The sequence below is a fragment of the Mycobacterium sp. NGS54 genome (genome assembly GCF_059812465.1).
Genome location: NZ_JCALCS010000002.1, coordinates 203,957 through 230,438, shown reverse-complemented (window position 1 = coordinate 230,438; position 26,482 = coordinate 203,957). Strand labels below are relative to the sequence as shown.

The following is a 26,482-nucleotide window of genomic DNA, read 5'->3' as shown; positions in this document are numbered from 1 at the left end:
CTCTAGACCGGCAGCTGCTGCGCCGCCTGATGGTCGTGGGTCGGGATGATCGTCACCGCGTGCCGCGCCAGGTGCAGGCGGTGCAGCGTCCGGAAGGTCTCGTCGCGATCCACATCGACCAAAGCCCCCGGGTAGCTTGACTTTTGGCGGACCTTCTCGACCTGCAGCTGGTGCCAGGCGGCGTCGCCGGCGATCAGGATCCACCCCCGGCCGGTGTGCGCGAGCACCCCGACGCTGCCCGGGGTGTGCCCGGCCAGGTCCACCAGCAGGACGGAGTTGTCGCCGAAGAGGTCGTGGCTTCGGGCGAAGGTCAGCACCGGCGGGCCGTCCAGCTCGTATTCGGTGCGGGGCCGATCGCGCAGGGCATCGCGCACACCGCCCACGGGCGCGACCGGTCCGCCACCGATCCACTCGCTTTCCCTGCGGTGCAACAGCACTGGAAGCTGGGGCAGGTCCAGCAGCCCCGACACGTGATCCCAATGCGCGTGGGTGGGCAATGCGAAATCCAGGCGCGGTGTTTCGGGAAGCTGCGCCAGCGCGGTGACGGTGGGGATGGTGTCCGCGGGCGGGCGGACCGCGACGCGCAGCACCGCGGGCAGTTGTACGATCGCCCGCTGCTCGACGTCGGTGCACACGGCGGGGTCGACGATGAACGTGGCTTTCGGGTGCGTGACGATGAACGACGTCAGCGAGTTCTCCACGCGCGCAGGGCGGAACGTGCCCTCGACGATCGCGGCGGTCGGCACTGAGCGGGGCACCTGGGGCAGCGCGGTCACCTCGACGGTGCCGAGGGGATCGGGCAGCCCCGCGTCGGCGATGCTGCGGACGAGCCGCCGGTCGAAGCGCCTGGGCCGCACCAGGCCCCGAACGAGTCCGGCTGCGGCACTGCAGCATTCGAGGACGGTGGGGGAGCGGACGGGGTCGGGCAGTGCGGCCTTCGTGGCGGTCATGGCAGCTCCACCCGCACGATGGCGCTGTCGGTCCAGACGCGGCGGTCGCGGGCGCGGCGCAGCTTTTCGCGGACGCACAGGTCCTGGTGGACGTTGGTCACGCCCGGAACCTTGATCAGCGGGACGACGTTCCACTGCCAGCCGTAGCGCCGGTGCAGCACGCGGTTGGCCCGCTCGGCGTCGGCGCCCGACAGGATCGTCGCCCGGCCGGCGAGCGTCGTCGCGCCCGGGCGCACCCGGCCCCGGTAGTCGCAGGCGGCGAGTTCGACGTCGCGGCGCGCGGCCAGGCGCCGGGTCTTCGGCCCCACCTTGGTCCGGAACACCAGCCCGTCGCCGTCCAGCCCGAACCAGATCGGGGTGTTGACCGGGGTTCCGTCGCGGCGGAAGGACCGGAGCAGGGCGTAGCGGGCGTGGCTCAGTTCGTCGAGCGCTGGGGGGTGCATGCTCCCAGTCAACGACTTAGAGTTAGCTCTAAGTCAAGCATCGAGTTTTCGGGAGGCGACGATGGCCCCAAGCCTGACGATCGGGGAGGTGGCGCGCCGGGCCGGGGTCGCGGCCACGACGCTGCGCTACTACGAGCAGATCGGCCTGGTTTCGGCGCCGGCTCGGCTGGGCGGCCAGCGCCGCTACGACGATTCGGTGCTCACCCGGCTCGAGGTGATCCGCCTGTGCAAGTCCGCCGGCTTCGCCCTGGAAGAGATCCAGCTGCTGTTCGCCGACGATGCGCCCGGACGGCCCACCAGCCGGGCCCTGGCCGAGGCCAAGCTGGCCGAGATCGACGCGCAGCTGGAGTCGCTGGCCCGGGCGCGGGCCGTCATCGAGTGGGGGATGCGCTGCACGTGTCCGTCGATTGACGCCTGCACCTGCGGGATTCACACCGCGCCGTCGGTGCCGTACGCCGTCTAGCAACTTAAGGAGCAGCAATGACCCACCCGATCGCCGTCCAGAACTTCTCGCACATCTGCATCGGCGTCTCCGACATCGAGGCGTCCGTGGCGTTCTACACCGCGGTGCTGGGCATGGACGTGGTGTTCGACGTCGAGCTGGCCGGGGCGGGGTTGGACTCGGTGACCGGCGGGGCTGCGCAACAGGGCCGCATGGTGGGCGGGCTGATCGGCGCCGCCATGGTCGAGCTGCTGTCGTTGGGCGTGGTGCCGGAGTCCCCGAGCGGCCCGCACCTGGGCTACACGAACATGTCGTTCCGGGTCGACGATCTCGACGCGGCCTACGAGACCGTTCGCGGCCACCACCCCGACGTCCGGGCCGAGCCGCCCGTCGACATCGGCGGCGTGCGGATGTTCTTCATTCACGATCCCGACGGCACCCCCATCGAACTGCTCGAATTGCCCGGCGGCGCGTCGAGCACCGTGCAGCTCTGGCGACCCGATGCCCGGTGATGTGTTCCGCGCCACTGGCCACGGACGTACGCTCACGGAATGACGACAACCGACGGTCCGGCCACCCTCTGTGAGGCCTTCCAGCGCACCGCGTCCATCGACCCCGATGCCGTAGCGCTCCGGACGCCCGGCGGCACCCAGACGCTGACGTGGCGCGAACTCGCGGAGCAGGTGCGCAAGGTCGCCGCCGGCCTGGCGGGCCTGGGGGTGGGGCCGGGCGACACGGTGTCGCTGATGATGGCCAACCGGATCGAGTTCTACCCGTTCGAGATCGGCGCCCAACACCTTGGCGCCGTTTCGTTTTCGGTCTACAACACGCTGCCCGCCGAGCAGCTGACCTACCTGTTCGACAACGCCGGCACCAAGGTCGCGATCTGCGAGGAGCAGTACGTCGACCGCATCCGCGCCAGCGGCGCGCCCGTCGAGCACATCATCTGCATCGACGGCTCGCCGCCGGACACCATCTCGGTCGAGGACCTCTATGCCGCCGCACGCGACGATTTCGACTTCGAATCCACCTGGCGGGCGGTGCAACCCGACGACGTCGTCACGCTCATCTACACGTCCGGGACGACCGGGAACCCCAAGGGCGTGGAGATGACGCACGCCAATCTGCTGTTCGAGATGGTCGCCCTCAACTCGGTCCTGCCGGCCCGGTTCGGCGACCGGGGCACGTCGTTCCTCCCGACGGCGCACATCGCCGACCGGGTGATGGCGCTGTACGGCCTGGAGGTGTTCGGCACCCAGGTCACGGTGGTCTCGGACGCGCGCGCCATCGCCGCCGCGCTGCCCGACGTGCGGCCCACGGTGTGGGGGGCGGTGCCGAGGGTGTGGGAAAAGCTCAAGGCCGCAATCGAATTCGCGGTGAGCCACGAGACGGACGAAGTCAAGCGGCAGGCGTTGCAGTGGGCGATGTCGGTGGCTGCCCGGCGGGCCGCGGCGCTGGTGGCCGGCGAGGAGATGTCTGACGAGCTGGCCGCCGAGTGGGCCAAGGCCGACGAGCTGGTGTTGTCGAAGCTGCGGGAGCGGCTCGGCTTCGGGGAACTGCGCTGGGCGGTGTCCGGTGCGGCGCCGATTCCCATCGAGACGCTGGCCTTCTTCCTCGGCATCGGCATTCCGATCGCCGAGGTCTGGGGGATGTCGGAGCTGAGTTGCGTGGCGACCGTGAGCAATCCGGTTGACGCGCGCCTGGGCACCGTCGGCAAGTTGCTGCCCGGGCTGGAGGGTAAGATCGCCGACGACGGCGAGTTTCTGGTCCGCGGTCCGCTGGTGATGAGGGGCTACCGCAAGGAACCCGCCAAGACCGCCGAGGCGATCGACGAGGACGGCTGGCTGCACACCGGTGACATCTTCGAGGTCGACGCCGAGGGGTATCTGCGGGTGGTCGACCGCAAGAAGGAGTTGATCATCAACGCGGCCGGAAAGAACATGTCACCGGCCAACATTGAGAACACCGTGCTGGCCGCCTGCCCGATGGTCGGCGTGATGATCACGATCGGGGACGGCCGACCGTACAACGCCGCCCTGATGGTCTTCGACGCCGACTCGGTCGGACCGTACGCGGACCAGTGCGGCCTCTCGGACGCCTCGCCGGCGGCGCTGGCCACCCATCCGGAGGTCATCGCGCAGATCGCCGCGGGTGTGGCCGAGGGCAACGCCAAACTGTCCCGGGTGGAACAGATCAAGCGCTTCCGGGTGCTGCCCACCGTGTGGGAGCCGGGCGGGGACGAGATCACGCTCACGATGAAGCTCAAGCGCAAGCCGATCATGGCGAAGTACGCGGGCGAGATCGAGGAACTCTATTCTGCTGATCTGCACCCCGACGTCCACGAGCCGGCCGAAGCCGCGACGGCGCAGCCGGCGTGAGCGGGGGACCGGTGGTGTCAGCGCGCGAAATCGGGCGCACGGGGGTGCGAAAGCTGCTGCAGCGCACCGGCATGGTGGACGAGTCGACGATGCCGCTGCCGACCGACCCCGACGAGGTGGTCGAGCTGTTGGCGGCGCCGTGGTACGACGAGCGGCTGGCCAAGTTGGCGGAGGAACTCGGACGCGACCGCGACGACGTGCGCGCGGAGGCCGCCGGCTACCTGCGCGAGATGGCTCCCTCGCTGGACGAGCGGGCCGTCAGGGCCTGGCGCAGCTTCAGTTGCTGGCTGACGCGGGCCTACGACATCCTGGTCGACGAGGATCAGATCGCCCAACTGCGTAGGCTGGACCGCAAAGCGACTCTGGCGTTTGCCTTTTCGCACCGCTCCTACCTGGACGGCCTGCTGCTGCCCGAGTCGATCCAGGCCAACCGGCTCTCGCCCGCGCTCACCTTCGGCGGCGCGAACCTGAACTTCTTCCCGATGGGCGCCTGGGCCAAGCGCACCGGCACGATCTTCATCCGACGTCAGACCAAGGACATTCCGGTGTACCGGTTCGTGTTGCGCGCCTACGCCGCCCAGCTGGTGCAGAACCACGCCAACCTCACGTGGTCGATCGAAGGGGGCCGCACCCGGACCGGCAAGCTGCGGCCTCCGGTGTACGGCATCCTGCGCTACATCAGCGACGCCGTCGACGAAATCGACGGGCCCGAGGTCTATTTGGTGCCGACCTCCATCGTGTACGACCAGCTGCACGAGGTGGAGGCGATGACCACCGAGGCCTATGGTGCGGCCAAACGGCCGGAGGATTTCCGGTTCCTGGTCCGGCTGGCGCGCCAGCAGGGCGAGCGACTCGGGCGCGCCTACCTGGACTTCGGCGAACCGCTGCCGCTGCGTAAGCGGCTCGAGGAGTTGCGCGCCCTGGATACCTCCGCGCCCGGGACCGGCACCGAGATCGAGCGCATCGCACTGGACGTCGAGCACCGGATCAACCGCGCGACCCCCGTCACCCCCACCGCGGTGGTCAGCCTCGCGCTGCTCGGCGCGGACCGGTCGTTGTCCATCAGCGAGGTCCTGGCCACCGTGCGCCCGCTGGCGAGCTACATCGCGGCGCGGAATTGGACGGTCGCCGGCGCCGCCGACCTGACGAACCGCTCGACGATCCGCTGGACCCTGCACCAGCTCGTCACCTCGGGCGTGGTCAGCGTCTACGACGCCGGCACGGAACCGGTCTGGGGCATCGGCGCCGACCAGCACCTGGTGGCGGCGTTTTACCGCAACACCGCCATCCACATCATGGTCGATCGCGCCATCGCCGAGACCGCGTTGCTGGCCGCCATCGAAACCGCCGAGAACTCGGTCGACCGGCTGGTGTCACCGGCGGCCGTTCGCGACGAGGCCTTGGCCCTGCGCGAATTGCTGAAGTTCGAGTTCCTGTTCTCCGCGCGGGCGCAGTTCGAGAAGGAACTGGCCGACGAGGTGCGCCTGATCGGGCGGGTGGAGGACACCAGCAAGGCCGCCCCCGCGGCCGATGTGCGCGGGCTGCTGGAAAAGGCCGACCTGCTGCTGGCGCACCTGGTGTTACGTCCGTTCCTGGACGCCTACCACATCGTCGCCGACCGGCTGGCCGCCTACGACGACGAATCGTTCGACGAGGACGTCTTTCTCACCGAATGCCTCGAGGTGGGCAAGCAGTGGGAGTTGCAGCGCAGGATCGCCAACGCCGAGTCGCGGTCGATGGAGCTGTTCAAGACCGCGCTGCGGCTGGCCCGGCACCGCGAGCTGGTGGACGCGTTCGAGGACCCGCAACTCGCCCAGCGACGGCGCGAGTTCGCCGACGAGATCGCCACCGCCATCCGGCGCGTCAACACCATCGCGGAGCTGGCCCGCACGGCGGCGACCTAGCAGCGGTGGCTGCGGGAGATTACGCCACAGGTGCCCCAGTAGAGGCGCTGTGTCGTTTGACCGGCACCCGAGGGAGCCGATGCGTTTCGGCCGACGGCCCCGCCCACGCGATGTACCCGTCGGGGCGCACCAGCACCGCCGGACCCCGGTCGGCCCGCTCTGCCTGCAGCATCCCGGGTGCCTCGAGGAGCGCGGCACCGTGTTCGCGCACCAAGACAAATCCCCCCGTGCGTTGCAGCTCGGTCAACCGTCCCTCGACCAGGGGTATCTGAGTGGCGCGGGTGCCGACCAGCCCGCGGCGGGCGTAACGCAGCGTCGTGCCCGCGAAACTGCCCGCCACCCGGTCTCGCACCGCAGGGATCCGAAGCAGACTGGGAGCCAACAGGTTACGCAGCAGCCGCGCCGGTCGCGGGTGCAGCGTGGCGGCGCGGGCCATCAGTCCGGACTGGAACAGCACGCGTTTGCCGATCGGGTGCCGCTCGTCGTGGTAGGAGTCCAGCAATCGGTCGTCGGCGCCGCCCAGCACGGCATCCAACTTCCAGGCCAAGTTGGCGGCGTCCTGGATGCCGGTGTTCATGCCCTGGCCGCCCATCGGGGAGTGCACGTGCGCGGCATCGCCGGCCAGGAACACCCGGCCGTGCCGGTATTGGTCGACTTGTCTTTCGTCGCAATGGAATCGGGACCTCCAGCTGACATCGATCACGCCGAAATCGGTGCGCATGGCCCGGGTAAGGACGTCGACGATCTCACTGTTGTCGACGGGCTCACCGTCGGGCACCTGGTGGTCGCGGTCCCACACCATGGCCCGATACCACGAGCCGTCCGCGTCATGGCGGTCGTAGGGCGCCAGGAACCCCAGGACGTCGCCGGTGGCTCCCGCCGTCAAGCCGCCGCCGGTGGGGCCGTCGGCGAGCTTGACGTCGGCCAGCACGATCGACGTCAGCACGGTCTTGCCGGGAAAATCCGCGCCCAGCAACGCTCTAACGGTGCTGTGGGCGCCGTCGGCACCGATCACGTACCGCGACCGCCAGGTCTGCCGATGCGCCGGATCGCCGTCGTCTTTGGGCCGGGCGGTGACGGTGACGCCGTCGGCGTCCTGGTCGAGCGCGATCACCTCGATGCCGCGACGGATGTCGGCGCCCTCGCCCGCCGCGTAGCGGTGCAGCGCCGCGTCGACGTTGGTCTGCGGGGTCACCAAGACGAACGGGTACGGCGAGTCGAGATGGGTCAGGTCGATGCGGGCCCCGGCGAACAGTTTCACGCCCGGCGCGCGGTGCCCGAGCGCCAACAGGTCGTCGGCGAGCCCCCGGGCGTCGAGGACCTCGAGGGTGCGGGCCATGGTGGCGAACGCGCGGCTCGACGGGTTTGCGGTGGGCCAGCGCTCCAGCACCGCCACCGATCGCCCGGCGCGGGCCAGGTCGCCGGCCGCGGTCAGGCCCGTCGGGCCCGCGCCAACCACCAGGACGTCGACGGTGTGCATGGTGGTCATCGGGCCGCTCCTTCCGGCTCGGGAAACCAGCGGCGAATGTCGCCGGGCGTGGACACCGCCGCGCGGTTGAAGACGAAGCGGCAGCCGGGCTGCGTCGCGTGCGCGGCGTTGACGATCGACTCGAACAGCAGGGTGTTGCCGGGGACGAGGCGAATCCCGGCTCCGATCAGCACGGCGTCGTAGGGCTTGGCCTCCAGCCAATGTCGGGCCTTGTCGGCGCCCGCCGCACCGAAGTCGATCAGGCAGTTGTCCACGTCGTAGCCGGCGGCCCGCAGTCCCGCGACGTTGTCGTCGTTGGCCGCCCGCAGCGTCTCCCTGGACAGCCCCGGGAATTGGGCGAAGTCCGGTGACGAGTAGTCGATCACCTCGGGATCGAGTCCGATCTGGATGACGGTCACGGTCATGGCGGGGCCTCCTCGGTGACTTCAACAGTTGTTGAACTCGACGGTAGGCCTCGGTGCTGGCGGTGTCAACAGTTGTTGAATATAATTCGCCCATGCCGGCTAAGACGCGTGATGGGAAGGTCACCCGCGCGACGATCCAGCGCGTCGCGCGCGCCCAGTTCTCCGCCCACGGCTTCGAGCGGACCACCATCCGCTCGATCGCGTCGGAGGCCGGCGTCGATCCCGCGCTGGTCATGCACTACTTCGGCAGCAAGGCGGACCTGTTCGCCGCCGTTTCCCGGCTCGAGGTCACCTTTCCCGACCTCTCCGGCGTCGCGCCCGAGCGGATGGCCGATGTCCTGGTGCCGCTGTTCGTCAGGGTGTGGGACCCGCACGGGTCTTTCCTGCCGCTGCTGCGCGCGGCCGCGACGAACCGGGCTGCCGCCGACGCGCTGCTCGAGGTGTTCGTCGAGCAGGTGGCTCCGGCGCTGGCGGTCGTCACCCCCGACCGCGCCGCCGAGCGGGCCGCGCTGGTGGGCTCCCAGGTGCTGGGAATTGCGATGGCCCGCAACGTCGTTGGGGTGCCGGCGCTGGCGGATATGGACGACGCGACGCTGACCGAATGGGTGCGCCCGGTGCTCGCGCGCTATCTCACGGGCCCGGCGCCCTAGCCGGGAACGCCGCCTAGAGTTGGTGACATGCCGCTTACAGGTGAATACGCACCGTCGCCCTGGGATTGGTCGCGCGAGCAGGCCGACAAATACGCCGCGTCGGGTGGAACGGAGGCCGCGGACATGAAGGGGAAACCCGTCATCCTGCTGACCACGGTCGGGGCCAAGACCGGCAAGATCCGCAAAACCCCGCTCATGCGCGTCGAGCACGATGGCGAGTACGCCGTCGTCGCCTCGCTCGGCGGGGCCCCGAAGAATCCGGTCTGGTACCACAACATCAAGAAGAACCCGCGCGTCGAGCTGCAGGACGGCGCCGTCACCCGTGACTACGACGCCCGCGAGGTGTCCGGCGACGAGAAGGCCACCTGGTGGGAGCGAGCGGTGGAGGCCTTTCCGGACTACGCCGAATACCAGAAAAAGACCGACCGCCAGATCCCGGTGTTCGTGCTCAGCCCGGTCAGCTGAAGGCGGCATGGGACCATTGATCGGTGTCCGCTGAACTGAGCCAGAGTAGGTCACCGCTGCCTGTAATTTCAGCGGCCGACATCGACGCGGCGGCCCAGCGAATCGCCCCGGTGGTCACGCCGACCCCGTTGCAGCCGAGCGACCGGCTGTCGGCGATCACCGGCGCGCAGGTCTACCTCAAGCGCGAGGACCTGCAGGTGGTGCGCTCCTACAAGCTGCGCGGCGCCTACAACCTGCTGGTGCAGCTGTCCGAAGAGGAGCTGGCCGCGGGCGTCGTGTGCTCGTCGGCGGGCAACCACGCGCAGGGCTTCGCCTACGCCTGCCGCGCGCTCGGGGTGCACGGCCGCGTCTACGTGCCGGCCAAGACGCCCAAGCAAAAGCGCGATCGGATCCGCTACCACGGCGGGGAGTTCATCGAGCTGATCGTGGGCGGGTCGACCTACGACCTGGCCGCCGAGGCGGCGCTCGACGACGTCCAGCGCACCGGCGCCACGCTGGTGCCGCCCTACGACGACCCGCGCACGATGGCCGGGCAGGGCACCATCGCCCTGGAGCTGCTCGACCAACTCGACGCCGAGCCCGACCTGGTCGTGGTCCCGGTGGGCGGCGGCGGCTGCATCTCGGGCATCACCACCTACCTGGCCGAACGGACCACGAACACCGCGGTGCTCGGTATCGAGCCCGCCGGGGCCGCGGCGATGATGGCCGCGCTGGCCGCCGGCGAGCCGGTGACGCTGGACCACGTCGACCAGTTCGTCGACGGGGCCGCGGTGAAGCGGGCGGGCACGCTGACCTACGCCGCGCTGGCCGCCGCCGGTGACATGGTGTCGATCACCGCGGTCGACGAGGGCGCGGTGTGCACGGCCATGCTGGACCTCTACCAGAACGAGGGCATCATCGCCGAACCGGCGGGCGCGCTGTCGGTCGCGGGCCTGCTGGAAGCCAACGTCGAACCGGGGTCCACGGTGGTGTGCCTCATCTCGGGCGGCAACAACGACGTGTCGCGCTACGGCGAGGTGCTGGAGCGCTCGCTGGTGCACCTCGGCCTCAAGCACTACTTCCTGGTGGACTTCCCGCAGGAGCCGGGCGCCCTGCGCCGGTTCCTCGACGAGGTGCTAGGGCCCAACGACGACATCACCCTGTTCGAGTACGTCAAGCGCAACAACCGGGAGACCGGTGAGGCGCTGGTCGGGATCGAACTGGGATCGGCCGCGGGCCTGGACGGGCTGATGGCGCGGATGCGGGCGACGGAAATTCACGTCGAGGCCCTCGAGCCCGGCTCGCCCGCCTACCGCTACCTCCTGTAGGCCGCGAACGTGCGCAGTTGCACGCGTTACGCGGCGTGCCGCCGCACAAACACGCACGCTCGGCGGGTGGTTATGTCAGGTACGACGGCACGGGGATAGCGGGGTCGAGGTCGGCGGCGGGCACCGGGGTTCCGGCGGTCAGTGTCAGCGGAACGACGCCGGCCCAGTGCGGCAACGCGCGGTCCTCCGGATCGTCGGCCGGGCCGTCGGCGCGGACCTTGGCCGAGACCTCGGCCAGGTCCAGCGCGAGCACGCCGGTCGCGGCGAGTTCGCGCGCGTTGGGATTGCGGCAGTCGTCGGCACGCCCGGGCCGGATGTGGTCGAGCAGGCCGCGCAGCGCACGCAACTTCTCCGCGGGATCGTCGACCACCCGCGCGTTGCCCAGCACGACCACTGAGCGGAAGTTCACCGAATGGTGCATGGCCGAGCGCGCCAGCACCAGCCCGTCGACGAGGGTGACGGTGACGCACACCGGCAGGCCCGACCCCGATGCCGCGGCCGCCCGGGCGGCCAGCACGGGGCCGCCGCCCGTCGAACCGTGCAGGTAGAGGGTCTCGTCGAGGCGGGCGTGCGTCGTCGGCAACACCACCGGCCCGCCGGCGCCCGGGTAGCCCAGGTGACAGATCAGGGCCTCGTCCAGGATCGCGTGGACCGTGGGGCGGTCGTAGTGCGCGCGCTCGCGGTAGCGGGTGGGCGTCGTTCGGGGCGTGGGGCGGTATGCGGTTTCCAACGGATTGCCCTTTAGTTTGTCCTAGTACATAATTATTCTCGTGCCAGTACAATATACGGGGACGGGCGCGGAATCCATAGCCGCCAACGTCGAGGAGGCCATCTCGCACGGCTCCCTGGCGCCGGGTGAGGCGTTGCCGCCGATCCGCGACCTGGCGGGCCGGCTCGGCGTGAACGCCAACACCGTGGCCGCGGCCTACCGCCTGCTGCGCGATCGCGGGGCCGTCGAGACCGCGGGACGGCGCGGCACCCGGGTGCGGCACCGCCCGGCGACGACGCCCCGCTCGCTGTTGGGTCTCGACGTTCCCGCGGGCGTGCGCGACCTGTCGACCGGCAACCCCGACCCGGCGCTGCTCCCGATCGCCTCCGCCCGGGTCCCGCGCCCCAGGCCGCTGCTGTACGGCGAGCCGGCGATGTCGCCCGCGTTGGTCGACCACGCCCGCGCGGCGCTCGCCGCGGACGGCGTCCCGGCCGATCGCCTGGCGGTGACCAGCGGCGCGCTCGATGGCATCGAGCGGGCGCTGAGCGTGCACCTGCGGCCCGGCGACCGGGTGGCCGTGGAAGACCCGGGTTGGGCCAACCTGCTGGATTTGCTTGCTGCCCTTGGCCTTTCGGCGGAGCCGGTGCGCGTCGACGACGACGGCCCGCTGGTTGCCGACCTGTCCCGGGCGCTCGGACGCGGCGCGCGGGCCGTGGTCGTCACCACCCGCGCGCACAACCCGACCGGTGCGGCGCTGTCGGCGGATCGCGCGGACGCGTTGCGCGAATTGCTGGCCGCCCGCACCGACGACGTGCTGCTCGTCGAGGACGACCACTGCGCGGGCATCGCCGGGGCGCCGCTGCACACGCTGGCCGGATCGACCGGCCACTGGGCGTTCGTGCGCTCGGCGTCCAAGGCCTACGGCCCGGACCTGCGCGTCGCCGTCCTCGCCGGGGACCGCCGCACCGTCGAGCGCGTGCACGGCCGGCTGCGCCTCGGCCCGGGCTGGGTGAGCCACCTGCTGCAGGATCTCGCCGTGGGCCTGTGGTCCGACGAGGCCGCAGCGCGCCTCGTCGGCCGGGCCGAGAGGCAATACGCCGACAACCGGACGCGACTGCGCGCCGCGCTGGCCCGGCGCGACGTCGCCGCTCACGGGCGCTCCGGGCTCAACGTATGGGTCCCGGTGCCCGACGAGACGGTGGCGATCACCCGGCTGCTCGGCGCGGGTTGGGCCGCGGCGCCGGGGGCGCGGTTCCGGATCCGCACCGCACCCGGAATCCGCGTCACCGTCGCCGATTTGGGCGCGCGCGAGATCGATCCGCTGGCCGACGCGATCGCCGAGGCGGTACTGGCTACCGGTCGGCCGAGCGTGTAGGGATGCCGGCGGCCCGGGCTACCTCGCCGTAGGCGGCCGCGAGGCTGGGCAACGACGCGTGGGCGTTGCGCCCGCTCGGATTCGGCAGCACCCACAGCTCGGTTCCGGGGTAGGGCGACACCTGCTTGCCCTGCTTCGCCAGGCGGTCGCCGAAGGCGTCGCGGTAGGCGGTGACCCCCAGGACCGCGACGACCCGCGGGGAGTACTCGTGAACCGTGTTGTCCAGTCTGCTTCTGCCCTCGACGAATTCGGCGACCGTGAGCTCGTCCGCGCCCGCGGTGGCCCGCTCGACGAAGCTGGTGATGCCGATCCCGAGTTCCAGCAAATATTCTCGGTCGGCGGGCGTGAACCCGGACGAGGCGTCGATCAGATGATCGGTGATGCCGGCCCGGAACAGCGCCGGCCAGAACCGATTGCCTCGGGGAGCGAAATGGGCTTGCACGGCAACGCTTCTCAGGCCGGGGTTGATCCCGACGAACAGCAGCCGGACCCGATCGGAAATCAGGTCCGGCAGGGTTGCACCGGCGAACCGCTTCAGCTGGTCGCGGGTGAACCGGGCGTCGTCCACCTAACCCGCGATCGAACCGCGCGTGTCGAACACGGCCATGTTCGCCGCGGCGCGGCCTGCGCCCCAGCCGGCACCGTCGGAGACTGACACCGCGCGAGGAAGCGTCGACGGGAACAGTCGACAAAGGAGTTCGTCGGCCGCCAGGCTATCGGCCGCCAGCACCGGAAGCAGTCGACCGTCCCCTTTGGCCTCCGCGGCAACCGATGCGCTCGCGCCCTCGAGCCGTTCGCCAATGCGTTGGGCGTAGGCCACAAGAAACGAATGGCGAAATGTCCTGGAACGTGTTTGCGCACTTGCGTTGCGCCCCGCGCCGAGCATGGCTCGGTTGGCTTGTACGAGCAGCGACGTGCTGAGCAGCTCGACCAGGTTGAGATCGGTTTCGCAGCCGATGACAGTGACGAATCCGAGGCACTCGGCCCACACCGCGCGGCAACGATTGGACCTACTCACCACTTGCACCAAGGCCGCCTTGGCGGCGGCGTACGGGTTGTCGATCCAGATCCGTCGCGCGGTCGCGGCCGGCTTCCGGCCGCGGTCGTGACGGGCCAGCGCTTCGCTCAGCGCGTACCTGCTCATGAGATCTTGGGCCTTGGCCGAAAGTGCCTCCGCCTCGTCCGCGAACCCGGTGGCTTCGGCTTTGGCCAATAGTGCACGCACCTTGCCGAGAGCCCTTTCGTCAGCATCACTCACCGCGGTTGTCACGTGCCGGTGCGTACCTGGCGGCGGCACGAGCACTTCCAGCACTGGGAGTCTGCCGAGAAGATTCAGGAGTTTGAGGACGACCGCGACGGCCGCGCGGCGGTCGACCGTGTGCGACGCGACCCACCGCCGCATAAGGGGCGGTTGTGCGCTTGAATCGGCTGTGGGTGCGAGGCGGGCGAGATCGGCGCGCCAGGCCGGGTGCAATGTCGCTGCGGCGTAGCGCCGGCATTCACCGACGATGGCCTCATCGAGGTAGCGGACGTCGGCCGGCTTGAGTTTGCGCCGTGCGATTTCATGCAAGTCGGATGGTTGCCATCCGTGCTCCCATGCTGCGCTGATGGCCTCGTTAATGGCGAGGTCAGCCGCAACGTCGAGCTCACGTGCGAAGGCCGCGAACTCGCGTAACAGCTCGCCGGCGTGACGCGGCGCCTGCTCGGGAGCGCACGACGCGGCCGTGCTCAACGCGACGACAAGGCTTTCGAGAAGCAGCGCGCGGTCGGGTCCCGGATTGGGGCCGACGCGCTCTTGCGCGGGCGCCGCCCGGCGCCGGTTCTTGTGCTTGGCCGTGCGCTTCTCACGGTTGCGTCTGCTCATGTTCCGCAGTCTTCCGAACGGGTCCGACACCCTGGGGCAGGCACGCCGGGCCGTGCGGCGAAACGGTCAGTCAACGAACTCGTATTGCACGTTGAGTGAGCGGTAGGTGCGCTCTGCCCGACGATCGCGGGTGAGCAGTGTGCGTCGGTTCTTCGACGCGGCATGGCCGACGAGAGCGTCATAGACCGATCCGCCGACGATGCCGAAGTGGGCAAGTCGCTCGAAAAGATCGCTGGTAGCACTCGCCTCGAGCCAGCACGCTGCTGGAAACGCTCTCGCCAGTACCGAGGACGCTTGGGCCGCATTCAGACGTAGCGGAAGTGGAAGTCGGGTGAGCACCGAATACGTCTCGAACATCGCATGACCCGCGAGCGCGGGGCGACGTCGAACGAGCACTCGACGGCACGCCGAGTGCGCCTCGTGGGTCGAATCGAGAGCGGCGACGGCGACGCTGGTGTCGCACGCCCAAAGGTCACCGTTGGATGTCATCGCGAAGCCGGCGCACGTCGTCGTCCGTCAGCACCGCACCCTCCACATGGCCGAGGACTGGAAGGCCGTCTTGCGTCTCGATCGGGCGGACGCGCTGCTGGACGGGCTCGATCCGCAGTCCAGATCCGTCGGGAATCAATTCGAGCTGTGTGTCGGGCGTGATCCCCAGCGCGACCCGTAATGCCTTCGGAATGACCAACCGCCCCAGTCGGTCCACGGTCACGTTCATGGCACTACATTACCATGCGATTGGCAAAACAGTCGTTGACAGGCAGCTCTCTTGGCGCCGCGGGCACGAGGGACCGGCCTGCGGTGTGATCGGCCGTCCGCGGTCCGATGTGTATGCTTGGTGTATGTCGCGCACCAACATCGACATCGACGACGAACTCGCCGCCGAGGTAATGCGAAGGTTCGGCCTCTCCACCAAAAAAGCGGCCGTTGACCTCGCCCTGCGACGGTTGGTTGGTCAGCCGTTGACCCGCGAATTCCTGCTGGGGTTGGAAGGGGTCGGCTGGGACGGCGACCTCGATGACGTGCGGAGTGAACGGCCCGCCACGTTCTGATGATCCTCGTTGACACATCGGCCTGGGTCGAATACTTCCGCGCTACCGGCTCGGCCGCCGCCGCCGAAGTGCGCCGACTGATCTCCGAGGAGGAGCGTCAAATCGCGATGTGCGAACCCATCGCGATGGAAATCCTGAGCGGTGCGACCAACGACAACGCCTACGTGATGCTCGAGCGGCTCGTGAACGGGTTGCCCTCGTTGGGCCTGGACAACGCGATCGACTTCCGGGCCGCCGCCGACATCTATCGGGCGGCCCGGCGCGCGGGGAAAACGATTCGGAGCATTAACGACTGCCTCATCGCGTCGGTCGCGATCCGCCACGGTGCCCGCATCGTCCACCGCGATGCAGACTTCGATGTCATCGCGCAAATGACCAGCCTCGGCGCCACGTCGGTGCGCTGAGGGCGCTCAGGTCTGCTCGCGCACCGACAGGATGGCGAACGAATGCGCGGGCAGCTTGGTGGACCCGGCGTCGAGCGTCGGTTCGCCCCAGGCGAGGACCAGCTCGCCCGTCACCGGCACCGTGACCGGCTCGGCGCCCAGGTTGCAGGCGATGCGAAACCGGCCGCGGTGCATCGTGATCCAGCGCTCGGCCTCGTCGTATTCGACGATCAGGTGCTCCAGCCACGGGTCGGCCAGATCGGCGTCGCGGCGGCGCAGCGCGATCAGCTCGCGGTAGGTGTCGAGCAGGCGGGCGTGCTCGCCGGCGCCGACCTCGTCCCAGCGAAGTTTGGAGCGCTGGAATGTCTGGGGATCCTGGGGGTCGGGGATGTCGTCGGCGTTCCAGCCGTGATCGGCGAATTCGGCCTTGCGGCCCTCGGCCGTGGCCCGCGCCAGCTCCGGTTCGGGATGCGAGCTGAAGAATTGAAACGGCGTCGACGCAGCCCATTCCTCGCCCATGAAAAGCATTGCGGTGTAGGGTGATCCGAGGACGAGGGCGGCCTTGACCGCCAGCTGGCCGACGGTCAGGTTCTGCGAGGGCCGATCCCCGAGCGCCCGGTTGCCGACCTGGTCGTGGGTACAGGTATAGGCGACCAGCCGGGTGGCGGGGATCGCCGTGGTGTCCAGCGGGCGCCCGTGGCGGCGGTGCCGGAACGAAGAGTAGGTGCCGGCGTGGAAGTAGCCGCGCCGCAACGTTTCCGCCAGCGTGGCCAGCGAACCGAAGTCGGCGTAATAGCCCTGGCGTTCGCCGGACACGGCGGTGTGGATGGCGTGGTGGATGTCGTCGGCCCACTGCGCCGTCAGCCCGTAGCCGTTGCGCTCGCGCGGGGTGATCAACCGCGGGTCGTTGAGGTCGCTTTCGGCGATCAGCGACAGTGGGCGGCCCAGTTGGCTTGACAGCAGGGCGGTTTCGGCGGCGAGCTCCTCGAGAATGTGGATGGCGGTGGTGTCCACCAGCGCGTGCACGGCGTCGAGCCGCAGCCCGTCGGCGTGGAAGTCGCGCATCCAGCGCAGCGCGCAGCCGATGATGTAGCGGCGCACCTCGTCGGACTCGGCGTCGGCGATGTTGATGCCTTCGCCCCACGGGTTGCTCGCCGACGACAGGTAGGGGCCGAAGCGCGGCAGGTAGTTCCCCGACGGGCCGAGATGGTTGAACACCGCGTCGATCAGCACGCCCAGGCCGCGGGCGTGGCAGGCGTCGACGAACCGGACCAGGCCGTCGGGGCCACCGTAGGGTTCGTGCACGCTGTACCACAGCACGCCGTCGTACCCCCAGCCGTGGGTGCCGGCGAAGGAGTTCACCGGCATCAGCTCGACGAAGTCGACGCCGAGATCGACCAAGTGGTCCAGCTTTTCGACGGCCGAATAGAAGGTGCCGGCGGCGGTGAACGTGCCGATGTGCAACTCGTAGATCACCGCCCCTTCGACCGATCGGCCCGGCCAGTCGCCGTCGGTCCAGGCCGCGTCGGCGGGGTCCCAGCGCTGCGACCGGGCGTGCACGCCGTCGGGCTGGCGGGGCGAACGGGGGTCGGGCAGGACGGTGGGGTCGTCGTCGAGCAGGTATCCGTACCGGGCGCCCGGAGGCGCGTCGACGTCCGCGTGCCACCAGCCGTCGTCGGAGCGCCTCATCGGGTGCACCGTGCCGTCCAGGTCGAGCCGCACCAGCGCGGGTTTGGGCGCCCAGACCCGGAACTCAGTCATGCCGGCGCTCCAACAGCACGACCGGCAGGTCCGAGAACAACTGGGCCGCCGAGGTCGCGCCGCTGGCCACGGCGCCGGACAGGGCGTCGGTCCAGGTGCCCTCGGGCAGCGGCAGCACGGTGTTGCCCCATCCCGTTTCCGCCAGCCGCACGGTCCAGCGGGTCACCGCGACCAGCACGTCGTCCCCGCGACGAAACGCCACGACGTGGTCGCTGGCCTCGCCGTCGGCGAGCACCGGCCGGTAGCCGCCTTGCAGGAACGTGTCCGGGCGGGCGCGCCGCACCCGGAGCGCCGTGGCGACGACGCGAATCTTCGGGTGTTGCAAGTCCTTCAGGGCGGTCCGGCGGGCGCCGTAGTCGACGGCGCGCCGGTTGTCGGGGTCCACCAGGCTGTCGTCCCACAGCTCGGTGCCCTGATAGATGTCGGGGGTGCCGGGCACGGTTAGGGCCAGCAGCTTCTGGCCCAGCGCGTCGCTCGCGGCGTGCGGATTGAGTTGGGCCACAAGCTCGGTCAGCTGGCCGGCCACCGGGCCGTCGAGGATGTTGTCCAGCCAGCGGTGCACCGCGTCCTCGAAGGCGGCGTTTGGATCGTTCCACGAGGTGTGCCAGGCCGCTTCCCGGACGGCCTTCTCGGCGTAGGCGTGCAGCCGGGCGCGCAGTTCCCCGGTCACCTGACCGTTCACTGGCCACACCCCGAAGATGTTCTGCCACAGGAACCGTCCGGTCGCGGGATCGGGCGAGGGGGCCCGGATCTCCCAGCGGGCCAGGAACTCGGTCCACAGCGACGGCACCTGAGACAGCACGCCGATGCGGGCCCGCACGTCCTCGCCGCGCTTGGTGTCATGGGTGGTCAGCGTCGTCATCGTGTGCGGCCACAACCGCGCGCGGGTCGCGGCGCCGTGGTGGAACTCCGCGAGGCCGACACCGAAGCGGTGCGGTTCGCCGCCCACCTCGTTGAGCGAGACCAGCCGGGCGTCGCGGTAGAACAAGCAGTCCTCGACGGCCTTGGCGGTCACCGCGCCGCAGAGCTGCTGCAGCCGGGTGGCCGGCTCGCCGCCCTCGGCCAGCGCCGCGGCCAGCACCTGCAGTGCGGGCCCCAATTGCGGTGACTGCGCCTGGGTTTCGGCCAGCGCGGTGGGCAGCAGCGCGGCCAGGCCGGGGTAGTCGCTGCGGTAGACGCCGACGTGGGTGAGCAGGGCGGCGACCGCATCGGGCAGCAGCGGGTGATCGGTGCCCGCCGTCGCCGCGACCACCCGCCGCAGTCGGGCCAGCTCGCTGGCCAGTGTCTCGGTGGCGGCGCGGATCTTGAGCTTGGCGAGCAGGCCCGGCATGGCGTCGTAATCCAGCCCCGCCGAGTTGACCAGCGCGGTGAGCGCCTCTTCGCCGGCCGGGTCGACGAAGACGCCGCCCACCTGACGGAGCACGTCGTAGCCGGTGGTGCCGGCGACCGGCAGCGTCGGCTCGAGGGCCTCGTCGACCGCGAGGATCTTCTCGATCACGATCCACGCGTCGGGCCCGACAAGCCCGCGCAGCCGCGCCAAATATCCGCAGGGATCGGACAATCCGTCGGGGTGGTCGATGCGCACGCCGTCGACGAGTCCCTCGTCGAACCAGCGGGCGATTTCGGCGTGGCTGGCGTCGAACACCTCGCGGTCTTCCTGCCGCAGCCCGGCCAGCGAGGTGATCGAGAAGAAGCGCCGGTAGCCGGTGACCCCGTTGCGCCAGCCCACCAACCGGTAGTGCTGGCGGTCATGGACCTGCGGGCCGCTTCCTTCCCCGGTGCCCGGGGCGATGGGCAGCGCCAGATCGCCGAGCCGCAGCCGGTCGCCGTCGACCTTCAGGTCGGCCGCGTCGTCGTCGGAACCCAGTATTGGCAACACAATTCGGCCGTCCTCATCGAGATCCCAGTCGATGTCGAAGAACGCCGCGTACTGCGAGCCCCGGCCGTGCCGCAGCACGTCCCACCACCACGCGTTCTGCTCGGGGTCGTCGACGCCGACGTGGTTGGGGACGATGTCGACGACCAGGCCCATGCCGCGCGCCCGGGCCGCGGCGGACAGCCGCGCCAGGCCGTCGGCGCCGCCCAGCTCCGCCGCGACCGTGGTGGGATCGGTGACGTCGTAGCCGTGGTTGGATCCGCGGGCCGCGGTCAGCACGGGGGAGAGGTAGAGATGTGTCACCCCGAGGTCGTCGAGGTAATCCAGCAGGCCCTCGGCGTCTTCGAAGGTAAAGGCGAACCCGCTGGATTCACCACGCAGCTGCAGCCGGTAGGTGGACAGGACGGGTAAAGCCATGCGTCACAAGGTCTTACGAAGTATCAGCAGCGAACGTGAGGGCAGCGAGACCTTCTCCTCGGCGTTGACCACCTGGTCCGCCTCGCCGGCGGGATGGTTCGTGTCCAGCTCCACCGTCCACTCCTGGGCGTAGTCGTCGGGCGGCATCACGAACTCCACCGGGTCCTCGCCGGCGTTGAAGCACAACAGGAACGAGTCGTCGACCACCCGCTCGCCGCGGGCGTTCGGTGCGGTGATGGCGTCGCCGTTGAGAAACACCGCCACACACTTGTGAATGCTCTCGCCCCAGTCCTCGTGGGTCATCTCGCGGCTGCTCGGATTGAGCCAGGCGATATCGCGGACCTCGTCGCCGCTGCGGATCGGCTCACCCTCGAAGAACCGGCGCCGGCGGAACACCGGATGGTTCTTGCGCAGGGTGGTCACCTTGCGCGCGAAAGCCAGCAGGTCCGAGTTCTTTTCGACCAATGACCAGTCCATCCAGGACAATTCGGAGTCCTGGCAGTAGACGTTGTTGTTGCCGCTCTGGGTGCGGCCGAACTCGTCGCCGTGCGCGATCATCGGCGTGCCCTGGCTGACCAGCAGCGTCGCCCAGAAGTTGCGCATTTGCCGGCAGCGCAGCTCCAGGATGTCGGGGTCGTCGGTGGGGCCCTCGACGCCGCAGTTCCACGACCGGTTGTGGCTTTCGCCGTCGCGGTTGTCCTCGCCGTTGGCCATGTTGTGCTTGTCGTTGTAGGAGACCAGGTCGTTGAGTGTGAACCCGTCGTGGGCGATGACGAAGTTGATGCTGGCGCTGGGGCGCCGGCCGGTCGCCTCATAGAGGTCCGACGACCCGGTCAGCCGGGAGGCGAACTCGCCCAGGGTCGCGGGTTCGCCCCGCCAGTAGTCGCGCACAGTATCGCGATACTTCCCGTTCCACTCGGTCCACAAACCCGGGAAATTTCCCACCTGATAGCCGCCCTCGCCGACGTCCCACGGTTCGGCGATCAATTTGACCTGGCTGACGATCGGATCCTGCTGGACCAGGTCGAAGAACGCGCTCAATCGGTCGACGTCGTGCAGCTCGCGGGCCAGGGTGGCGGCCAGGTCGAAGCGGAACCCGTCGACGTGCATCTCGAGCACCCAGTAGCGCAGCGAGTCCATGATCAGTTGCAGCACATGCGGGTGGCGGGGGTTCAGGCTGTTGCCGGTGCCCGTGTAGTCCTTGTACAGCCGCAGGTCCGTGTCGACGAGCCGGTAATAGGCGGCGTTGTCGATGCCGCGGAAGTTGATCGTCGGGCCGAGGTGATTGCCCTCGGCGGTGTGGTTGTACACCACGTCGAGGATCACCTCGATGCCGGCGTCGTGGAAGCTGCGCACCATGGATTTGAACTCGGCGACGCTGGCCGTGCGGTTGGCCGCGTATTGGTTGTGCGGAGCGAAAAAGCCAAAGGTGTTGTAGCCCCAGTAATTTCGCAGCCCCAAGTCCAGAAGTCGCTGGTCATGCATGAACTGGTGAACGGGCATCAGCTCGATGGCGGTGACGTTGAGCGACTTGAGGTGTTCGATGACCACCGGATGGGCCAGCCCGGCGTAGGTGCCTCGAAGCTGCTCGGGGACGCCGGGATGGGTCTGCGTCATGCCCTTGACGTGGGCCTCGTAGATGACGGTCTCGTGGTACGGGGTGAGCGGGGCGCGGTCGGAGCCCCAGTCGAAGAATGGGTTGCTCACCACGCTGGTCATGGTGTGGCCGAGCGAGTCCACCATGGGAGGAGTCCCGGGGTCGAGCCCGTCGGCGTTCGGGCCGTCCGGGGTGACGGCCGCGAGGTCGTAGGAGTACAACGCCTGGCCGAAGTCGAAGTCGCCGTGGAAGGCCTTGCCGTACGGGTCCAACAGCAGCTTGCTGGGGTCACACCGGTGCCCCGCCGCCGGGTCGAAGGGGCCGTGGACGCGATAGCCGTAGCGCTGACCCGGGACGATGTTCGGCAGGTAGGCGTGCCAGACGAACCCGTCGACTTCGTCCAGCGGGACGCGCGACTCGCGGCCGTCGTCGTCGATCAGACACAAGTCGACCTTGTCGGCGATCTCGGAGAACAGCGAAAAGTTGGTGCCCGCCCCATCATACGAGGCACCGAGCGGATAGGGATTTCCCGGCCAAACGGTGGCCAGCGTGGGCCGTCGGTTACCAGCGCCTGTTTCCGAAGCGGGTCTGTCGGTCGGCATCACATGACCTTATCCGCGCCCACAGGGCCGCGGCTTGTTACCACCAACCGGTGCCGGCCCCGATCTGCCGGCCCAGCTCGGCCGTCATCGTTCGCACGTAGGTGGGCGACAGGTGGTGCGCGCCGTGGTAGATCAGCACGTTTCCTTCGACGGGGCGGCAGACGTCGGCGCGGCAGATCGCGTCGGACATGTCGAGGACCTTCAGCAACGGGAACTGTGTGACGAAATCGAGCGTCTGGTTGCGATCGGACAGCACGTCGGAGCGCTTGACCGAGCAGGACTCGGGGTTGCCGCCCTTCTTGGCCAGGCAGTCCGCGGGGTCGAACGGCTTGCCGTTCTTGACCAGCCACGGGGTGTCCCGCATGCCGAGGATGGGAATGTTGTTGTCCGACAACGTTTGCCAGATGCCGATATAGGTCGCCGGCATCACGTCACCGCTCTTGATGTTCCATGGCCGGGTCGTCGTCGTGAACACGTAGTCGGGCCGGTCGGTGACGAGCTTGGTCATGGTCCGCTGCACCCACTCGCGGCACTGCATGTATGGGGCGTTGTTGCCCATGATCAGCGGGACTTCCTCGGTGGACAGCGGGCAGCCCATCTTGAGGTATGTCACGACCTTGAAGTGGTGCAGTTGGCCGAGCAGGTCCAGCGCGGGCAGCCAGTGCTCCGCATGCGATCCGCCGGCCAGGGCGATGCTGCGGGTGGCCGCGACGTCGCCGTAAGTGCAGTTGACCAGCGCGGGGTTGACGAAGTCGCTGATGCAGCCGTCCCGGGTCGAGATCGGCAGGTCGTCCTTGACCTCCAGGACGCCGGGCCGCATCGGCAGCGCCGGGACCCGGACGTGTTCGGTGAGGGCGCGCGCGCCCGGGTAGTCCTGCGGGTTGAGGACGCTGAGCTCCTTGCCCGCGGCGCGCAGCACCGTGACGTGCTGACGCCAGGTGAACGACGTTGCCGTGAGCGTGACGGCGAGCAGCACCACCATCGACCCCAGCGCCATCGTGGGCCTGCGCAGGCGCAGCGACCAGGGGACCGAGGGGAAATCCGGCATGGGCGCGGGCGAGGCGGCGCCGGCGGATGCCCGGTACCGCAGCGGGTCCTCGACCAGCCGGGTGGTCAGGTAGGCCAGGGCGCCGGAAACCAGCAGCACCGCCGCGCCGTCGACGAAACCGGCGTGGCGGTGGCCGCTGTAGGACAGCCAGAAGATGAGCAGCGGCCAGTGCCACAGGTACAGCGAGTAGGCCATCGCGCCCAGCGCCACCAGCGGCCCCGTCGCCAGCATCCGGTTCGGCAGCGGCAACCGGTTGTCCCCGCCGGCCGGTAGGTTGGCCCCGGCCAGGACCATCAGCATGGTGGCCCCGACCGGGACCAGCGCCCAGGGGCCCGGGAATTCCTTGACGCCGTCGATCAGGGCCCCGCATGACACGATCGCCGCCAGCGCGGCGGTGGCGAGGGCGGTGCGCAGCCACATCGGCCAGCGGATGTAGGGCACGACGGCGCCGGCCAGCGCGCCCAGCAGCAGCTCCCAGGCCCGCGCGAAGCTGTTGTAGTAGGCGATCGCCTGGTCGTCCTGATGGGCGACGGCGGCGTAGACGAACGAGGCCACCGTCAGCGCGACGAGCACCACCAAAAAGACGGTGCGCAGGTGGGCCCTCAGCCGGCCCCGCAACGGGTAGGCGCACCCGGCGACCAGCAGCAGGAAGGCGACGTAGAACTGGCCCTGCACCGACATGGACCAGATGTGCTGCAGCGGGGTGACGGCCTCACCCGCCCGCAGGTAGTCCGCCGCGGAGTTGGCCAGCTCCCAGTTCTGGTAGTAGCCGAGGCTCGCCAGGCTCTGGTCGGCGAACGTCTCCCAGCGGGTTTCCGGCTGCACCAGGACGGTCAGCAGCCCACAGCCGGCCAGGACCACCACCAGCGCGGGAAGCAGGCGGCGGACCAGCCGGGTCACCTCGGCCACCGGGGACAGCGGACGGTCCGGGTTGAGGGCGGCGCGCAGGATCTTGCCGCCGAAGAAGAACCCGGACAACGCGAGAAACACGTCCACGCCGCCGGAAACCCGGCCGAACCAGACGTGGAAGACGGCGACGAGCGCGATCGCGATGCCGCGCAGGCCGTCGAGGTCGTAGCGATAGAACCCGGCCGCGCGCGCCGCCGCCGGTTTGGCGGCAACCGGTGGGCGAGGCGGCGACAGGGTCTGCATGGTCAACCGCCAACTTATCCGAAAACCGCCACCCGCTCCTGCCGGCCGGCCGTGCGGCGAGCCAGCTCAGGGGAGCAAGTGGCGGCTGTTGGGTGGGGAGAAGCGGCCCCGTCTAGGGCTACCGGGTGATGCCGTAGGGCGCCTGCTGCACCGGTGCCTGCGTCGGCTGCTGCAGCAGCGGCAGCTGCTGCACCGGCGCCTGCTGCACCTGCTGCTGGAGCGGCGCCTGCTGGGCCGGAGCCTGTTGCAGCGGTGCCTGCTGGGCCGGCGCTTGTTGCAGTGGTGCCTGTTGCGTCGGGACCTGCTGCACCGGCGCTTGCTGCGGCGGTGCCTGTTGCGTCGGGACCTGCTGGACCGGCACTTGCTGCAGCGGCGCCTGCTGGAACGGCGTCTGCTGGGCCCCGAGAACCCGGACCAGGTAGGGCGTCATGCCATTGGCGCGCACCGGCGATACCTGGACCACGTCACCCACCTCGAGCATCTGGTTGTTGCCGAGGTACATCGCGACGCTTTCCGTGCCCGCGGGGCCGTAGAAGATCAGGTCGCCGCGTTGGGCTTGCTGCGGCAGCACCTTCTGCCCGAGCCGGTACATCTCGCCGGAGGAACGCGGCAGCTTGATCCCCGCGCCGGCGTATGCGTACTGCATCAGGCCGGACGCGTCGAAACCGACGGTCATGGCGCCGGTGCCCTTGCCGCGCGAGGGGCCGGTGATGCCGCCGCCGGCCCAGGAGAACGGCACGCCACGCTGCGAAAGGCCGCGCATGACGACGACGTCGGTGGCCTGCTGGTAGTCCATCGACCGGGTGCCGGGGTCGGCGGCCGCGATACCGGCGGTGGCCAACGGGGCCACCAGCATCGCGAGACCGATCGCGAAAGCCGAGATGCGTTTCATGGGGTTCCCACCTTCTTGGGTCCTGGGCCTCCGTCGCGGTGACTTCGCGCGTCGGCCGCTACTGCAGGAGGCTTGGCCTCCCCGTCGGGGCCTACGCCGCTGCATGACGCTTGGAGGAACCCGGCCGGCTTGCCCGAATTCACACCAGTCACTACAGACACTTTTACAACAGAAGTTGCACGCGGAAAATGGCTGCTGAGCTCCACGAATGATTTTTTGTCGTAACGTGACCGGACGGTGACTGGCGGGCCTAATTCCGTGCCCGCAGTTGTGATTTGGGTCTCAGTCGGCGGTCGCGCCGGGCTCAGCGACGCAAGCGCGCCGTCTATGCGCCGAAATCGACGTTAGCGCGGTCTCCACTCGCACTTTTCCGCGCTGGCGTCGATTTCGGTGAGCATGTCGGTGGTCCCGCCCATCATCTCCCCATGGGGGAGGTGTTCTTGGGCAGCGAAGCGGTCGGGGCCGCCGCGTTGACCGAGTATCAGCTGCGCCGGTGGTACCGGACGATCTTTCGTGACGTCTACATCCCGAAGCGGCACGAGCCGTCGCTGGCTGATCGCACGCTTGGCGCGTGGCTGTGGTCGGGCCGGCGGGCCGTCATCGCGGGGGCGGCGGCGTCTGCGCTGCACGGGGCGCGGTGGGTCGACGCGGACACGCCGATCGAGCTCGTGGGGAAAAACGCCCGGCCGCAGCGCGGGTTGATCGTCCGCAACGAAATGCTCGGCGCCGACGAAGTGACCGCCGTCAAGCGGCTGCCGGTGACATCGGTCGCCCGCACCGCGTTCGACCTCGGCCGCCACCCGGCACGTGGTCAGGCGCTGGCTCGGCTCGACGCCGTCATGCGTGCCACGTCCTTCTCATTCGAGGATGTCTGCGTCGTGGCTAAGCGGTATCGCGGCGCTCGCGGTCTGCGACGTCTCGCGGAGGTGCTGCCTCTGGTCGACGGAGGCGCGGCCTCGCCGAAGGAAAGCTGGTTGCGGCTGCTTCTCATCGATGCCGGACTGCCGAAACCGACAACGCAGATACCGGTCGCCGACGGCTGGCGATTAGTCGGCGTGCTGGACATGGGCTGGGAGGACTACATGGTCGCCGGCGAATACGACGGCGACCAACATCGCGCCGACCGAAGGCAATACGTGAAGGACATTTCGCGACTGGACAAGTTCGCCGAGTTGGGCTGGATCGTGATCCGGGTCGTCGCCGAGCATCGACCCGACGAGATCGTCCGCCGTGTGCGCGAGGCCCTCGTCCGCCGCGGATATCGCCGAGATTGACGTTATCGTCATGCGTACTCGAACTTTTCCGCGCTGCCGTCGATCTCG

At 69.3% G+C, this 26,482-nt stretch carries 25 protein-coding genes; 11 read left to right on the top strand and 14 right to left on the bottom strand.

Annotated elements, in window-relative coordinates; translation table 11 throughout:
- Nucleotides 1-2 precede the first annotated feature (2 nt).
- Nucleotides 3-950 carry an MBL fold metallo-hydrolase gene (locus tag AC5Y5E_RS05770; RefSeq protein ID WP_499902029.1) on the bottom strand — a complete coding sequence of 316 codons (948 nt, stop codon included), beginning with the start codon at nucleotides 948-950 and terminating at the stop codon, nucleotides 3-5.
- Nucleotides 947-1,393, bottom strand: coding sequence for a PPOX class F420-dependent oxidoreductase (locus tag AC5Y5E_RS05765; RefSeq protein WP_499902028.1), 447 nt, complete (start codon nucleotides 1,391-1,393; stop codon nucleotides 947-949). Before AC5Y5E_RS05765 ends, AC5Y5E_RS05770 begins: the two co-directional genes overlap by 4 nt.
- A gap of 61 nt (nucleotides 1,394-1,454) precedes the next feature.
- On the opposite strand from AC5Y5E_RS05765, the gene AC5Y5E_RS05760 reads away from it, so the two are divergent.
- Genes AC5Y5E_RS05760 through AC5Y5E_RS05745 form a run of 4 tightly spaced genes read left to right on the top strand, consistent with a single transcriptional unit; the run spans nucleotide 1,455 to nucleotide 6,117 of the window.
- Entirely contained in the window at nucleotides 1,455-1,856 is a 402-nt protein-coding gene (locus tag AC5Y5E_RS05760) for a helix-turn-helix domain-containing protein (RefSeq protein ID WP_499902027.1), read from the top strand.
- A 17-nt stretch (nucleotides 1,857-1,873) separates the two neighbouring features.
- Nucleotides 1,874-2,347 (top strand): VOC family protein, encoded by a 474-nt coding sequence (locus tag AC5Y5E_RS05755; RefSeq protein ID WP_499902026.1) that lies wholly within the window; start codon nucleotides 1,874-1,876, stop codon nucleotides 2,345-2,347.
- A 39-nt stretch (nucleotides 2,348-2,386) separates the two neighbouring features.
- A complete protein-coding gene (gene fadD11, locus AC5Y5E_RS05750) occupies nucleotides 2,387-4,213 on the top strand; it encodes a fatty acid--CoA ligase FadD11 (RefSeq protein ID WP_499902025.1) in 1,827 nt (608 codons plus the stop codon).
- 14 nt (nucleotides 4,214-4,227) lie between these two features.
- Complete coding sequence (locus AC5Y5E_RS05745; RefSeq protein WP_499902612.1) at nucleotides 4,228-6,117, top strand: lysophospholipid acyltransferase; 1,890 nt, start codon at nucleotides 4,228-4,230, stop codon at nucleotides 6,115-6,117.
- Between the two features lie 19 nt (nucleotides 6,118-6,136).
- Here AC5Y5E_RS05745 and AC5Y5E_RS05740 read toward each other — a convergent pair whose 3' ends face one another.
- Both AC5Y5E_RS05740 and AC5Y5E_RS05735 read right to left on the bottom strand, forming a co-directional pair.
- A complete protein-coding gene (locus AC5Y5E_RS05740) occupies nucleotides 6,137-7,606 on the bottom strand; it encodes an FAD-dependent oxidoreductase (RefSeq protein WP_499902024.1) in 1,470 nt (489 codons plus the stop codon).
- Nucleotides 7,603-8,010, bottom strand: a complete 408-nt coding sequence (locus AC5Y5E_RS05735) for a hypothetical protein (RefSeq protein ID WP_499902023.1) — start codon at nucleotides 8,008-8,010, stop codon at nucleotides 7,603-7,605. The genes AC5Y5E_RS05740 and AC5Y5E_RS05735 overlap by 4 nt, the downstream gene beginning before the upstream one ends.
- A 92-nt stretch (nucleotides 8,011-8,102) precedes the next feature.
- Here AC5Y5E_RS05735 and AC5Y5E_RS05730 point away from each other — a divergent pair, with 92 nt between their 5' ends.
- The 3 genes from AC5Y5E_RS05730 to ilvA are packed head-to-tail and all read left to right on the top strand — an operon-like array spanning nucleotide 8,103 to nucleotide 10,432.
- Entirely contained in the window at nucleotides 8,103-8,660 is a 558-nt protein-coding gene (locus AC5Y5E_RS05730; protein WP_499902022.1) for a TetR/AcrR family transcriptional regulator, read from the top strand.
- 27 nt (nucleotides 8,661-8,687) lie between these two features.
- Nucleotides 8,688-9,125: a nitroreductase family deazaflavin-dependent oxidoreductase gene (locus AC5Y5E_RS05725; RefSeq protein ID WP_499902021.1), complete on the top strand. Its 438-nt coding sequence runs from the start codon at nucleotides 8,688-8,690 to the stop codon at nucleotides 9,123-9,125.
- A gap of 23 nt (nucleotides 9,126-9,148) precedes the next feature.
- Complete coding sequence (ilvA, locus tag AC5Y5E_RS05720; protein ID WP_499902020.1) at nucleotides 9,149-10,432, top strand: threonine ammonia-lyase; 1,284 nt, start codon at nucleotides 9,149-9,151, stop codon at nucleotides 10,430-10,432.
- A gap of 70 nt (nucleotides 10,433-10,502) precedes the next feature.
- Here ilvA and AC5Y5E_RS05715 read toward each other — a convergent pair whose 3' ends face one another.
- Entirely contained in the window at nucleotides 10,503-11,162 is a 660-nt protein-coding gene (locus AC5Y5E_RS05715) for a pyridoxamine 5'-phosphate oxidase family protein (protein WP_499902019.1), read from the bottom strand.
- A gap of 40 nt (nucleotides 11,163-11,202) precedes the next feature.
- Between AC5Y5E_RS05715 and AC5Y5E_RS05710 the strand changes: the two genes are divergently transcribed.
- Nucleotides 11,203-12,516, top strand: a complete 1,314-nt coding sequence (locus tag AC5Y5E_RS05710; protein ID WP_499902018.1) for an aminotransferase class I/II-fold pyridoxal phosphate-dependent enzyme — start codon at nucleotides 11,203-11,205, stop codon at nucleotides 12,514-12,516.
- Here the strand turns inward: AC5Y5E_RS05710 and AC5Y5E_RS05705 are convergent.
- The 4 genes from AC5Y5E_RS05705 to AC5Y5E_RS05690 all read right to left on the bottom strand — a co-directional run bounded on the left by AC5Y5E_RS05705 (nucleotide 12,494) and on the right by AC5Y5E_RS05690 (nucleotide 15,098).
- Nucleotides 12,494-13,084, bottom strand: coding sequence for a mismatch-specific DNA-glycosylase (locus AC5Y5E_RS05705; RefSeq protein WP_499902017.1), 591 nt, complete (start codon nucleotides 13,082-13,084; stop codon nucleotides 12,494-12,496). The two genes, AC5Y5E_RS05710 and AC5Y5E_RS05705, sit on opposite strands and share 23 nt — an antisense overlap.
- Complete coding sequence (locus AC5Y5E_RS05700; RefSeq protein ID WP_499902016.1) at nucleotides 13,085-14,380, bottom strand: DUF2786 domain-containing protein; 1,296 nt, start codon at nucleotides 14,378-14,380, stop codon at nucleotides 13,085-13,087. It lies immediately after the preceding gene.
- A gap of 66 nt (nucleotides 14,381-14,446) precedes the next feature.
- A complete protein-coding gene (locus tag AC5Y5E_RS05695) occupies nucleotides 14,447-14,869 on the bottom strand; it encodes a PIN domain-containing protein (protein ID WP_499902015.1) in 423 nt (140 codons plus the stop codon).
- Nucleotides 14,853-15,098, bottom strand: a complete 246-nt coding sequence (locus tag AC5Y5E_RS05690) for an AbrB/MazE/SpoVT family DNA-binding domain-containing protein (protein ID WP_499882277.1) — start codon at nucleotides 15,096-15,098, stop codon at nucleotides 14,853-14,855. Before AC5Y5E_RS05690 ends, AC5Y5E_RS05695 begins: the two co-directional genes overlap by 17 nt.
- Before the next feature lie 124 nt (nucleotides 15,099-15,222).
- Here AC5Y5E_RS05690 and AC5Y5E_RS05685 point away from each other — a divergent pair, with 124 nt between their 5' ends.
- Both AC5Y5E_RS05685 and vapC read left to right on the top strand, forming a co-directional pair.
- Nucleotides 15,223-15,432, top strand: a complete 210-nt coding sequence (locus AC5Y5E_RS05685; protein ID WP_197504313.1) for a type II toxin-antitoxin system VapB family antitoxin — start codon at nucleotides 15,223-15,225, stop codon at nucleotides 15,430-15,432.
- Nucleotides 15,432-15,836 carry a type II toxin-antitoxin system VapC family toxin gene (vapC, locus tag AC5Y5E_RS05680; RefSeq protein ID WP_499902014.1) on the top strand — a complete coding sequence of 135 codons (405 nt, stop codon included), beginning with the start codon at nucleotides 15,432-15,434 and terminating at the stop codon, nucleotides 15,834-15,836. Before AC5Y5E_RS05685 ends, vapC begins: the two co-directional genes overlap by 1 nt.
- Before the next feature lie 6 nt (nucleotides 15,837-15,842).
- Here vapC and treZ read toward each other — a convergent pair whose 3' ends face one another.
- The 5 genes from treZ to ripD form a co-directional block, all read right to left on the bottom strand.
- On the bottom strand, nucleotides 15,843-17,576 hold the full coding sequence (treZ, locus tag AC5Y5E_RS05675; RefSeq protein WP_499902013.1) for a malto-oligosyltrehalose trehalohydrolase: 1,734 nt from the start codon (nucleotides 17,574-17,576) through the stop codon (nucleotides 15,843-15,845).
- Nucleotides 17,569-19,869 (bottom strand): malto-oligosyltrehalose synthase, encoded by a 2,301-nt coding sequence (gene treY, locus AC5Y5E_RS05670; protein WP_499902012.1) that lies wholly within the window; start codon nucleotides 19,867-19,869, stop codon nucleotides 17,569-17,571. Before treY ends, treZ begins: the two co-directional genes overlap by 8 nt.
- 3 nt (nucleotides 19,870-19,872) lie before the next feature.
- Nucleotides 19,873-22,068 (bottom strand): glycogen debranching protein GlgX, encoded by a 2,196-nt coding sequence (glgX, locus tag AC5Y5E_RS05665; RefSeq protein WP_499902011.1) that lies wholly within the window; start codon nucleotides 22,066-22,068, stop codon nucleotides 19,873-19,875.
- 37 nt (nucleotides 22,069-22,105) lie between these two features.
- Nucleotides 22,106-24,268, bottom strand: a complete 2,163-nt coding sequence (sucT, locus tag AC5Y5E_RS05660) for an acetyltransferase SucT (RefSeq protein ID WP_499902010.1) — start codon at nucleotides 24,266-24,268, stop codon at nucleotides 22,106-22,108.
- A gap of 118 nt (nucleotides 24,269-24,386) precedes the next feature.
- Nucleotides 24,387-25,160, bottom strand: coding sequence for an NlpC/P60 family peptidoglycan-binding protein RipD (gene ripD / locus AC5Y5E_RS05655; protein WP_499902009.1), 774 nt, complete (start codon nucleotides 25,158-25,160; stop codon nucleotides 24,387-24,389).
- A gap of 425 nt (nucleotides 25,161-25,585) precedes the next feature.
- Here ripD and AC5Y5E_RS05650 point away from each other — a divergent pair, with 425 nt between their 5' ends.
- A complete protein-coding gene (locus AC5Y5E_RS05650) occupies nucleotides 25,586-26,434 on the top strand; it encodes a type IV toxin-antitoxin system AbiEi family antitoxin (protein WP_499902008.1) in 849 nt (282 codons plus the stop codon).
- The last annotated feature ends 48 nt before the right edge of the window (nucleotides 26,435-26,482 follow it).

Excerpts from the sequence above, each read along its gene's own strand:
- AC5Y5E_RS05770 (WP_499902029.1), bottom strand. The coding sequence starts at position 950 with ATGACCGCCACGAAGGCCGCACTGCCCGACCCCGTCCGCTCCCCCACC.
- AC5Y5E_RS05765 (WP_499902028.1), bottom strand. The coding sequence starts at position 1,393 with ATGCACCCCCCAGCGCTCGACGAACTGAGCCACGCCCGCTACGCCCTG.
- AC5Y5E_RS05760 (WP_499902027.1), top strand. The coding sequence starts at position 1,455 with ATGGCCCCAAGCCTGACGATCGGGGAGGTGGCGCGCCGGGCCGGGGTC.
- AC5Y5E_RS05755 (WP_499902026.1), top strand. The coding sequence starts at position 1,874 with ATGACCCACCCGATCGCCGTCCAGAACTTCTCGCACATCTGCATCGGC.
- fadD11 (WP_499902025.1), top strand. The coding sequence starts at position 2,387 with ATGACGACAACCGACGGTCCGGCCACCCTCTGTGAGGCCTTCCAGCGC.
- AC5Y5E_RS05740 (WP_499902024.1), bottom strand. The coding sequence starts at position 7,606 with ATGACCACCATGCACACCGTCGACGTCCTGGTGGTTGGCGCGGGCCCG.
- AC5Y5E_RS05735 (WP_499902023.1), bottom strand. The coding sequence starts at position 8,010 with ATGACCGTGACCGTCATCCAGATCGGACTCGATCCCGAGGTGATCGAC.
- AC5Y5E_RS05730 (WP_499902022.1), top strand. The coding sequence starts at position 8,103 with ATGCCGGCTAAGACGCGTGATGGGAAGGTCACCCGCGCGACGATCCAG.
- AC5Y5E_RS05725 (WP_499902021.1), top strand. The coding sequence starts at position 8,688 with ATGCCGCTTACAGGTGAATACGCACCGTCGCCCTGGGATTGGTCGCGC.
- AC5Y5E_RS05700 (WP_499902016.1), bottom strand. The coding sequence starts at position 14,380 with ATGAGCAGACGCAACCGTGAGAAGCGCACGGCCAAGCACAAGAACCGG.
- AC5Y5E_RS05695 (WP_499902015.1), bottom strand. The coding sequence starts at position 14,869 with ATGACATCCAACGGTGACCTTTGGGCGTGCGACACCAGCGTCGCCGTC.
- AC5Y5E_RS05690 (WP_499882277.1), bottom strand. The coding sequence starts at position 15,098 with ATGAACGTGACCGTGGACCGACTGGGGCGGTTGGTCATTCCGAAGGCA.
- AC5Y5E_RS05685 (WP_197504313.1), top strand. The coding sequence starts at position 15,223 with ATGTCGCGCACCAACATCGACATCGACGACGAACTCGCCGCCGAGGTA.
- vapC (WP_499902014.1), top strand. The coding sequence starts at position 15,432 with ATGATCCTCGTTGACACATCGGCCTGGGTCGAATACTTCCGCGCTACC.
- treZ (WP_499902013.1), bottom strand. The coding sequence starts at position 17,576 with ATGACTGAGTTCCGGGTCTGGGCGCCCAAACCCGCGCTGGTGCGGCTC.
- treY (WP_499902012.1), bottom strand. The coding sequence starts at position 19,869 with ATGGCTTTACCCGTCCTGTCCACCTACCGGCTGCAGCTGCGTGGTGAA.
- glgX (WP_499902011.1), bottom strand. The coding sequence starts at position 22,068 with ATGCCGACCGACAGACCCGCTTCGGAAACAGGCGCTGGTAACCGACGG.
- sucT (WP_499902010.1), bottom strand. The coding sequence starts at position 24,268 with ATGCAGACCCTGTCGCCGCCTCGCCCACCGGTTGCCGCCAAACCGGCG.
- ripD (WP_499902009.1), bottom strand. The coding sequence starts at position 25,160 with ATGAAACGCATCTCGGCTTTCGCGATCGGTCTCGCGATGCTGGTGGCC.
- AC5Y5E_RS05650 (WP_499902008.1), top strand. The coding sequence starts at position 25,586 with ATGGGGGAGGTGTTCTTGGGCAGCGAAGCGGTCGGGGCCGCCGCGTTG.